Origin of the sequence: uncultured Henriciella sp., from assembly GCF_964005855.1 — a bacterium.
In the GTDB taxonomy this organism is placed as follows: Bacteria; Pseudomonadota; Alphaproteobacteria; order Caulobacterales; family Hyphomonadaceae; genus Henriciella.
Genome location: NZ_CAXFSW010000005.1, coordinates 135,476 through 143,124 on the forward strand (window position 1 = coordinate 135,476; position 7,649 = coordinate 143,124).

Consider the following 7,649-nt stretch of genomic DNA (forward strand, 5'->3'; position numbering starts at 1 on the left):
CCGGTATGAGCGAAGCGGCGGCCCCGGCTGGGCAGGGCGATTTCCTCCCTCGCATGTCGCGGGGCCGCCGCTATGCTTCCTGCGTGTCAGACCTTTCGGAATCAGAGCAGATCGCGAGGGCAGCCGCCGGAGACCGGATGGCCCAGTCCGCGCTGGTCAATCGCCACATGCCGGTGGTCTGGCGGGTGGCCTTCCGCATGCTGGGTGACCGGCAGGAGGCCGAAGATGTGACGCAGGAGACCTTCCTGCGCGCGTGGAAAATGCTTCCGGACTGGGAAGCGCGCGCGAAGTTCTCGACCTGGGCCTGCACGGTGGCGATCAATCTCTGCCGCGACAGGATGAAAAAGAAAGCGCCGGTCCTCATGGAGACGCTGCCAGAGCGGGAAGCGGCAGATTTGCCGCCCGATCAGGCGCTTCACCAGAAACAGGCCGGTACGAGAATTCAGGCCCTGATCGATGGCCTGCCGGAGAGACAGAAGGAAGCCCTCACCCTCTGCGCCTTTGAGGGGCTGGGCAACAAGGACGCGGCTGCAGCGATGCAGGTCAGTGTTGAGGCGCTTGAAAGCCTGTTATCAAGAGCGCGAAGAACGCTCCGGCAGGCCTTGTCGGAAGGACAGCAAGAATGAGCAGGATGGACACTACAGACGAAAGGGTGCTGGAGCTGATAGAGGCCTATGGCGCTTCCAGCATGAGCTGGCCTGAAGATGAACGCGAGGCCGCCGAGGCGCATCTCGCCGCCCATCCGGCCCGTTTTGAAGCCGCCCTCGCTGCGGCGCGCGCGCTCGACAGCCTGTTCGATGCTGACATGGCGCCAGAGCCGGGCCCCTTGCTGGCTGAACGCATACTGGCAAGCGCACCGCGCCCCGCTTCACAGCGCCATTCCGGTCTTGCCGCGCGCATCGGGCGTGTACTGACGCCGAATGGACGGCGCTGGCCTGCTGGGGCGGCGCTTGCCAGCCTCGGCATGGGGCTGTTTGCGGGCTATACCGCCTCTGCCTCCAGTCTGCCGCCCGCCTATGAGACGGAGGCTGAGAACGTGGTCTATGGCGCCCTCGGCTATGATCAGTTCGACACCTATCTGGAAGAGGAAATGCTGGATGAATGATCGCAAACGCCTCTCCGGCACGGCTATCGCGCTTATACTCTCGCTGGTCGCGAACGCCCTCCTGATCGGTTTCCTGCTTGGTGGCCAGCTTGGCGAAAGAGACCGCGAGCGGCGCGGGCCGCGCGGCGGGGCTGAGCACATGATCGCGCGCGGTATCCAGTCCATCGTCCCCGATGAGGACCGCGCCGAGCTCCGCGCCGCTTTCCGTAACGCCTTTCGCTCGGCCCGTGGTCAATGGCACGAAAAGCGCTCGGCCCGCGATGACCTGATCGCTGCGCTGAAAGCGACCCCCTTCGAGCGTGCGGCGGTCGATCAGGCCTTTCTCGACATGCGGACCGCCGACTCTGCGCTCAATGAGACCTTCCAGACCGTGCTCGCCGACCAGATTGCAGCGCTGAGCGACGAACAGCGCGGCGAGCTCGTCGACTGGCTCGAAGAGGTTGAGGCACGCCGCGCCGAACGCTGGGAAGAGCGACGCGGCGACCGGATGCGGCGGGAGGAGGGAGAGGCGCGGCGCGGGCCGCCACCGCCGCGCTAGTCTTTCGATTTGTGCGCCAGCCGCGCAGCGTTGTCTTCCCAGTTCTGCCCGTCGAACCTTGTCACGGCAGCATCCATCTCCTGCCAGTCGTCGAGACACCTCCACGTCACGGCGTAACCGTCCGGGTTGGAGCGCGGCACATAGAAGCTCTTCACCCCGCAGGTGCTGCAGAAGAGGTGGCGCGCGGCCCCGGTATTGAACCGGTACTCGGTGAGTGCACTCTCGCCCTGCAAAAGCCGGAAGCGGCTCGCCGGAACGATGATGTGGTCATTGCCGCTCATCGCGCAGATCGAGCAGTTGCAGTCCTCGACCTCGACATGTGAAGGAAGGTCCACTTCGAAGCGGACAGCGCGGCAATGGCAGCCGCCCTGATGCGGCGTGAGTGTCGTCATGAGACCTTATCCAAACCAGATGGGCGGGCGTCTATCTGCCCAGGGCGCGGCCTGCTCGATCTGGCCCGCGATGGAATAGAGCAGCTCTTCCTTACCGAGCCGCGCACCGAACATCATGCCCAGCGGCAGGCCGTCATCGGTCCAGTGCAGCGGCAATGAGATGGCCGGCCAGCCGGTCTGGTTAAACACCGGGCACCAGGCCGCAAAGCTTGAGATATCAACCCCATACTGGTCGAAGTCCGGCGGATCGAGGCTGAGCACGCCGAGCTTGACGGGGGCACGCGAAAGGGTCGGCGCGAGGATGAGGTCATAGCCGCCTTCATCCATGAATCGCTCCATCTGCCAGGCCGCTTCGCAGAACGCATTATTGGTCTTCACCACTTCCGACATCGGGATCTGGCGGCCAAGCTCTATGAAGCGCAGCGAGACCGGCTCGAAATCCTCTTCGGTGATCTTGCGGCCAAAATACGCTTCGCGTTCATCCGCCACGGCGGCCATGAAGGAGGAGACCATCACCATCATGCCCTTGCCGAGCGCTTCGCCATTGAGGGTGGGGCCTGCCTCCTCGACATGATGGCCAAGCGCACTGAGCAGCTTGACCGTCGCATCAAGGCCCGCCTGCGCATCCCTGTCCGGTTTCACGCCATTCGGGGCGGTGCTCCAGACGGCGATCTTGAGCGCGCCGGGTTCGCGGCCCACCGCGTCCAGGAAGCTGCCCTCCGGCGGCGGCGCGATATAGCGAGCGCCCGGCTCCTGTCCGTGTGTGACGTCCAGCAGGGTCGCGCTGTCGCGCACCGAGCGCGCCACACAGTGATTGGTGGACAGGCCGAACCAGTTCTCTGAAATCGGTGGGCCCATGGGGACACGCCCGCGTGAGGGTTTGAGGCCGACAAGGCCGGTGCAGGCCGCCGGGATACGGATCGAGCCCCCGCCATCGCTGGCATGCGCCATGGGAATGACGCCGGACGCCACACAGGCCGACGCCCCGCCGGACGAGCCACCAGAGGTATGCTCAGTGTTCCAGGGGTTGCGCGTCTTGCCATAGAGGGCGCTTTCGGTGGAGGTGGTCAGGCCGAATTCCGGGCTCGTCGTCTGGCCGAAAATGACGAGGCCGGCCTTCTTCTGGCGCTCGACCAGAGTTGCATCCATATCCGATACTGTGTCTCTGAAGGCGCGCGAGCCACTCGTAATGGGCAGGCCTTTCACCCGGGCCCCAAGGTCCTTTACCGCGAATGGGACGCCGGAAAATGGCCCGTCCGGCAGGCCCGCGTCGATCTGTTTGCGGGCGGCGTCCTCAAAGATATTCGAGAAGCAATTGACCTTCTCCTGCGCCGCCGAGGCGCTTTCCAGCGCGAGGTCAAGCAGCTCGCCCGGCGAGACCTCTTTCCTGCGCACCATGGATGCCAGTTCAGTTGCGTCCTTGTCTCCAAGATCCTTCATGGACATTCCTCCTTGCGCTCTTTTCTGGTGCCAGAATGGACGCTGAAGACGTGAAGGAAAAGCGCAGACTTGCCAGAAAGAGGAAGAAATCCTGAGGCCGGGGACGCTGTAACGGGCCTATTCGGCGGTGAGGGTAAATCGCGTGCCGCGTTCCAGACGCTCAACGTTCAGCCGGGCACCGGCCTTTCTGGTGAACGCCTCGATCAGGCGGGAGCCGAGGCCTGAGCCGGTATCTCCGGTGCTTTCAGCCATGCCCTGGCCGTCATCGGTAATCGTCAGCGTCCACTCATCCTCTGAGGTGGCGGCAAAGTCTATCGCGATCAGGCCAGTGTCGGCATTCGAGAAGGCGTGTTTGGCGGCATTCGTCACGATCTCGTTCATGACCAGACCGATGGCGAGCGCACGGTCGCGCGGCATCATGAGTTCCTGGCAGTCGAGGGTGATCTTTATCCGCTCATCTTCGAACAGGGCAGACTGAAGGTCGTCCTGGAGGGAGGTCAGATAGTGGCACATCGAGACTTCCTCGATGAAGGCGCGACCCGTATAGAGCGAGGTGTGGAGCGCCGCAAAGCTCTGCACCCGCGCCGCAGCGATGGTCAGCACGCCTTGCGCCTCCTCGCTCACCTGCTGGCGCCGCTGCATGTCGAGCAGGCTGGCGACCATGGCGAAATTGTTCTTGGTGCGATGGTCGAGTTCCTTGAGGAGAAGCTCACGCGCGGCAAGTTCGATGTCGCGTTCGGCCACCGCACGCTGCACGGCGCGCCGGAAGGTTTCGGCGAAGATCACGATGACCAGCGCGGCGCTGCCATTGACGAGGGTCCGCGGTGCATCCTGCGCGAGCTCAAACTCGAACGAGCCGGGATAGGGCAGGATGTAATACCAGGAGTAGAGAAATGAGAGCACAAAGCAGATGAGCCCGGCCTGCCAGCGGCCAAACAGGGTCGAAATCAGGATCGCCGGATAGATCAGCGAATAGGGCCCCGCGCCGCCAATGCTGAAGCTGAGCACCAGCCGCACAAGGATGACGACAACGACCCAGAACAGGCCAAAGAGGACCATTGTGGCAAGAGGCGGAAGGTAGGAGGCAAAGCGGGCTGGCAGGTCATATTCGCCAATCCGGCTTCCGGCGCGGGTCGTTGAAGTAGGGGTCGTCACCGGTTGCCTTGCGTCCTTGAAGTGTATGGAAACCGGCGCTGCCGGCGCGTCTCATCAATGTTGCGGGGCTACCTGTGGGTGCCTTGATTGCCTGTAACCCGATTTTTGCGAGTGTCTAACACCGCGTTCGCTTCTTGGGTAGAAGGCCGCGCACATTCTTGATTTGTAGGCCTATTCTGCCGGGATTCTGTCAGAGACGTATCACGACGCCTGACCTAGTCCTCATCCAGAAGCCGGTGCATTTCTTCGTCAGACCACCCGAAATGATGGCCGAGTTCGTGGATCACGACATGCTCGATCAGTTGGTCCAGCGTCACGTCCGGGCGCGTCTGAAGCTCTGCCAGAAGCGGCTTTCGATAGAGGAAGATGCGCGGGCTTTCCGGGCTCGGGAAGGAAATGCTGTCATGGATGAGCGGAATGCCCTGATAGAGCCCCGTCAGCTGCCACGCATCCTGGATGCCGAGCTCCGCCAGAACTTCAGGCTCGGCAAAATCGCGGACATGGATCGCGATCCGCCCGGCCGCCTTGCGGAAGGCCTCAGGCAGACGCTGCCAGGCCGCTTCGGTCATGTCCTGAAACGTGTCGAGATCGGGTTGTGTCAGCATCGCAATTAGCCCCTTACACGGCATGGCCAGTGGATATGGGGCTTCGCCTGGCGCTTTCAAAAGGCCGCCGGCCTCAGTCGCTGCCTTCTGTCTTGAGCGATGCGGTAAAGGTCGCTGAGCGGTGGTCGGAGCCGAAATGGCCGCCGACCTTGTGATCGCCACAAACAATGTCGCCCCTGCAGAAGGCAAGGTCTATCGGTATGGCGAGCGCCGGTGGCCAGCTGACGCTTGGAAGCTGATATTTCGGAGGAAAGCGGGCCGGCCAGGTCCCGGCGCGGGGGTCGCTGACCATCTGAAAGCCGAGATCCCTCTCCAGCGGCTCTGCAATCCGCCCCCAGGCGGCAGAATTCACATCGCCCAGCATGATGAGAGGCCCGTCGATCGTGCTCACCTTTCTGGCGAGGCCAGCAAGCTGTCTCAGCTGTGCATGCGGTGTGTCGAACGGCCAGGGCCGCGTGAAGTGGACGACAAGAACCGTCAGCTCGCCCTCCGGTAGACGAAGACGCGCCTCCAGCATGGAAGGTGTATTATCGGGCAATTGCGCGTCCACACTGATGATCTCGAAACGCGAATAGAGTTTCAGCCAGCCGGCATTCTGGCCATTTGGCAGCCGGCCGGAATTATAGGGCCAGCGCTCGTCCAGCGACTTGTTCGACACGCGCAAGATCTCATCGAAGGCCTCCACGAAGACCGCGATGTCCGCGCCGCTTGCGAGCGCGCCTTGAACCGCCCGGTCCGGATTGGGGTTCTTGGCCCAGATATTGTGCTGGTACACCTTGATCGCGCCGGGCGTTTGTTCACCTGCGGAATTTGGCCAGATCCCGTACCAGCCCAGCGCGGCGACGATGACGGCCACATTGGCGGCAGCGAGGTTCAGGAAACGCGTCTTGCTGAAAGGAAGCAGGACAATGAGCAGAACCGCCCCTGCCATAAGGCCCCAGAGGGCCGGCAGCAGGAACTGGCCCGCCATATCGAACGTCCAGTGCAGGTCCGACAGCCAGGCGCTGAGCACAGGGACGAGACAGGCGGCGGCACCGGCCACCACCAGGCTAGACAGATGTGTGGCCAGAGCTTTCATCCCGTCTGTTCCGTCCAGCCCTATTCGGCCGCCGTGTTCACCGGGTCGTCTTCAAGCGATTCCAGCATGGCGCGCGCGGCATCCGCGATGACGGTGCCGGGCGGGAAGATGGCTGATGCGCCGGCCGCGCGCAGGGCGTCATAGTCGCCGGGCGGGATCACGCCGCCAGCGATGATCTGCGTGGTGGCCGTCCCTTCATTACCGAGCGCGCGCTTGAGTTCCGGGATGAGCGTCAGGTGGCCGGCCGCCAGCGAAGACGCCGCCACGATATCCACATTGGCCGCGCGGGCGTCGCGGGCCGCTTCTTCCGGGGTCTGGAAGAGCGGGCCGATTTCGACATCCCAGCCAAGGTCCATCAGCGCAGAGGCGACGACCTTCTGGCCGCGGTCATGCCCGTCCTGACCCATTTTCGCGATATATATCCGGGGCTTGCGGCCTTTCTTTGAGGTAAATGCCTCGGCCAGCTGGCGCGCTTCTTCGGCCTTGTCGTCCTTGCCGATGGAGCCGCCATAGACGCCCTTGATTGAGCGGATGACCGCCTGGTGACGCCCCTGGCTGCGCTCGACGGCTTCCGAGATTTCGCCCACTGTCGCCTTGGCGGCGGCCGCCTCAACGGCGAGCGCCAGAAGGTTGCCCTTGCCGTTTTCGGCCGCCAGCGCAATCGCATCCAGCTTCGCGTCGACTTCAGCCTGATCGCGGTCCGCTTTCAGGCGTTTGAGCTTGTCGAGCTGCATGCGGCGCACGGTGGCATTGTCCACTTTTAGGACCGGCACGTCCTCGTCCTGATCGAGCTGGAACTTGTTGACGCCGACCACGGTCTGCTTGCCGCTGTCGATGCGGGCCTGCGTATTGGCGGCGGCTTCCTCGATCCGCAGCTTTGGCACGCCTTCCTCGATGGCCTTGCGCATGCCGCCCAGCTTCTCGACTTCCTCGATGTGGGTGAGGGCCTTGGCAGCAAGGTCATGCGTCAGACGTTCGACATAGTAGGAGCCGCCCCACGGGTCGATGGTCTGGCAGGCGCCGCCTTCCTGCTGCAGGAAAAGCTGCGTGTTGCGCGAAATGCGGGCCGAGAAATCGGTCGGCAGGGCGAGCGCCTCATCGAAGCTGTTGGTGTGCAGCGACTGGGTCTGCCCGCCAACGGCCGCGATGGCTTCGAGACAGGTGCGGATCACATTGTTGTAGACGTCCTGCGCCGTCAGCGACCAGCCGGAGGTCTGGCTGTGTGTGCGTAGGCTCAGCGATTTGGGGTTCTTCGGATTGAAGTTCTCCTTCACCAGCTTGGCCCAGAGCAGGCGCGCGGCGCGCATCTTGGCGACTTCCATGAAGGTGTTCATGC

The 7,649-nt window shown here is 63.4% G+C and carries 9 protein-coding genes; 3 read left to right on the forward strand and 6 right to left on the reverse strand.

Annotated features, from left to right (window positions below; translation table 11 throughout):
* Positions 1–5 precede the first annotated feature (5 nt).
* Genes ABNU55_RS09215 through ABNU55_RS09225 form a run of 3 tightly spaced genes read left to right on the forward strand, consistent with a single transcriptional unit; the run spans position 6 to position 1,643 of the window.
* Positions 6–626, forward strand: coding sequence for a sigma-70 family RNA polymerase sigma factor (locus ABNU55_RS09215; protein ID WP_348764315.1), 621 nt, complete (start codon positions 6–8; stop codon positions 624–626).
* Positions 623–1,105, forward strand: a complete 483-nt coding sequence (locus ABNU55_RS09220; protein WP_290752289.1) for a hypothetical protein — start codon at positions 623–625, stop codon at positions 1,103–1,105. The genes ABNU55_RS09215 and ABNU55_RS09220 overlap by 4 nt, the downstream gene beginning before the upstream one ends.
* Positions 1,098–1,643 (forward strand): periplasmic heavy metal sensor, encoded by a 546-nt coding sequence (locus ABNU55_RS09225; protein ID WP_290752291.1) that lies wholly within the window; start codon positions 1,098–1,100, stop codon positions 1,641–1,643. The genes ABNU55_RS09220 and ABNU55_RS09225 overlap by 8 nt, the downstream gene beginning before the upstream one ends.
* Here the strand turns inward: ABNU55_RS09225 and ABNU55_RS09230 are convergent.
* The 6 genes from ABNU55_RS09230 to ABNU55_RS09255 all read right to left on the reverse strand — a co-directional run.
* Positions 1,640–2,035 (reverse strand): GFA family protein, encoded by a 396-nt coding sequence (locus tag ABNU55_RS09230; protein ID WP_290752293.1) that lies wholly within the window; start codon positions 2,033–2,035, stop codon positions 1,640–1,642. The genes ABNU55_RS09225 and ABNU55_RS09230 overlap by 4 nt on opposite strands.
* 6 nt (positions 2,036–2,041) lie before the next feature.
* On the reverse strand, positions 2,042–3,475 hold the full coding sequence (locus ABNU55_RS09235; RefSeq protein WP_290752295.1) for an amidase: 1,434 nt from the start codon (positions 3,473–3,475) through the stop codon (positions 2,042–2,044).
* 117 nt (positions 3,476–3,592) lie between these two features.
* Positions 3,593–4,630: a sensor histidine kinase gene (locus tag ABNU55_RS09240; RefSeq protein ID WP_290752297.1), complete on the reverse strand. Its 1,038-nt coding sequence runs from the start codon at positions 4,628–4,630 to the stop codon at positions 3,593–3,595.
* Positions 4,631–4,845: 215 nt separating this feature from the next.
* On the reverse strand, positions 4,846–5,235 hold the full coding sequence (locus ABNU55_RS09245) for a metallopeptidase family protein (RefSeq protein WP_290752299.1): 390 nt from the start codon (positions 5,233–5,235) through the stop codon (positions 4,846–4,848).
* Between the two features lie 73 nt (positions 5,236–5,308).
* Positions 5,309–6,313, reverse strand: coding sequence for an endonuclease/exonuclease/phosphatase family protein (locus ABNU55_RS09250; RefSeq protein WP_290752302.1), 1,005 nt, complete (start codon positions 6,311–6,313; stop codon positions 5,309–5,311).
* Between the two features lie 20 nt (positions 6,314–6,333).
* A partial coding sequence (locus tag ABNU55_RS09255; protein ID WP_348764316.1) for a methylmalonyl-CoA mutase family protein occupies positions 6,334–7,649 on the reverse strand: 1,316 nt, incomplete at its 5' end.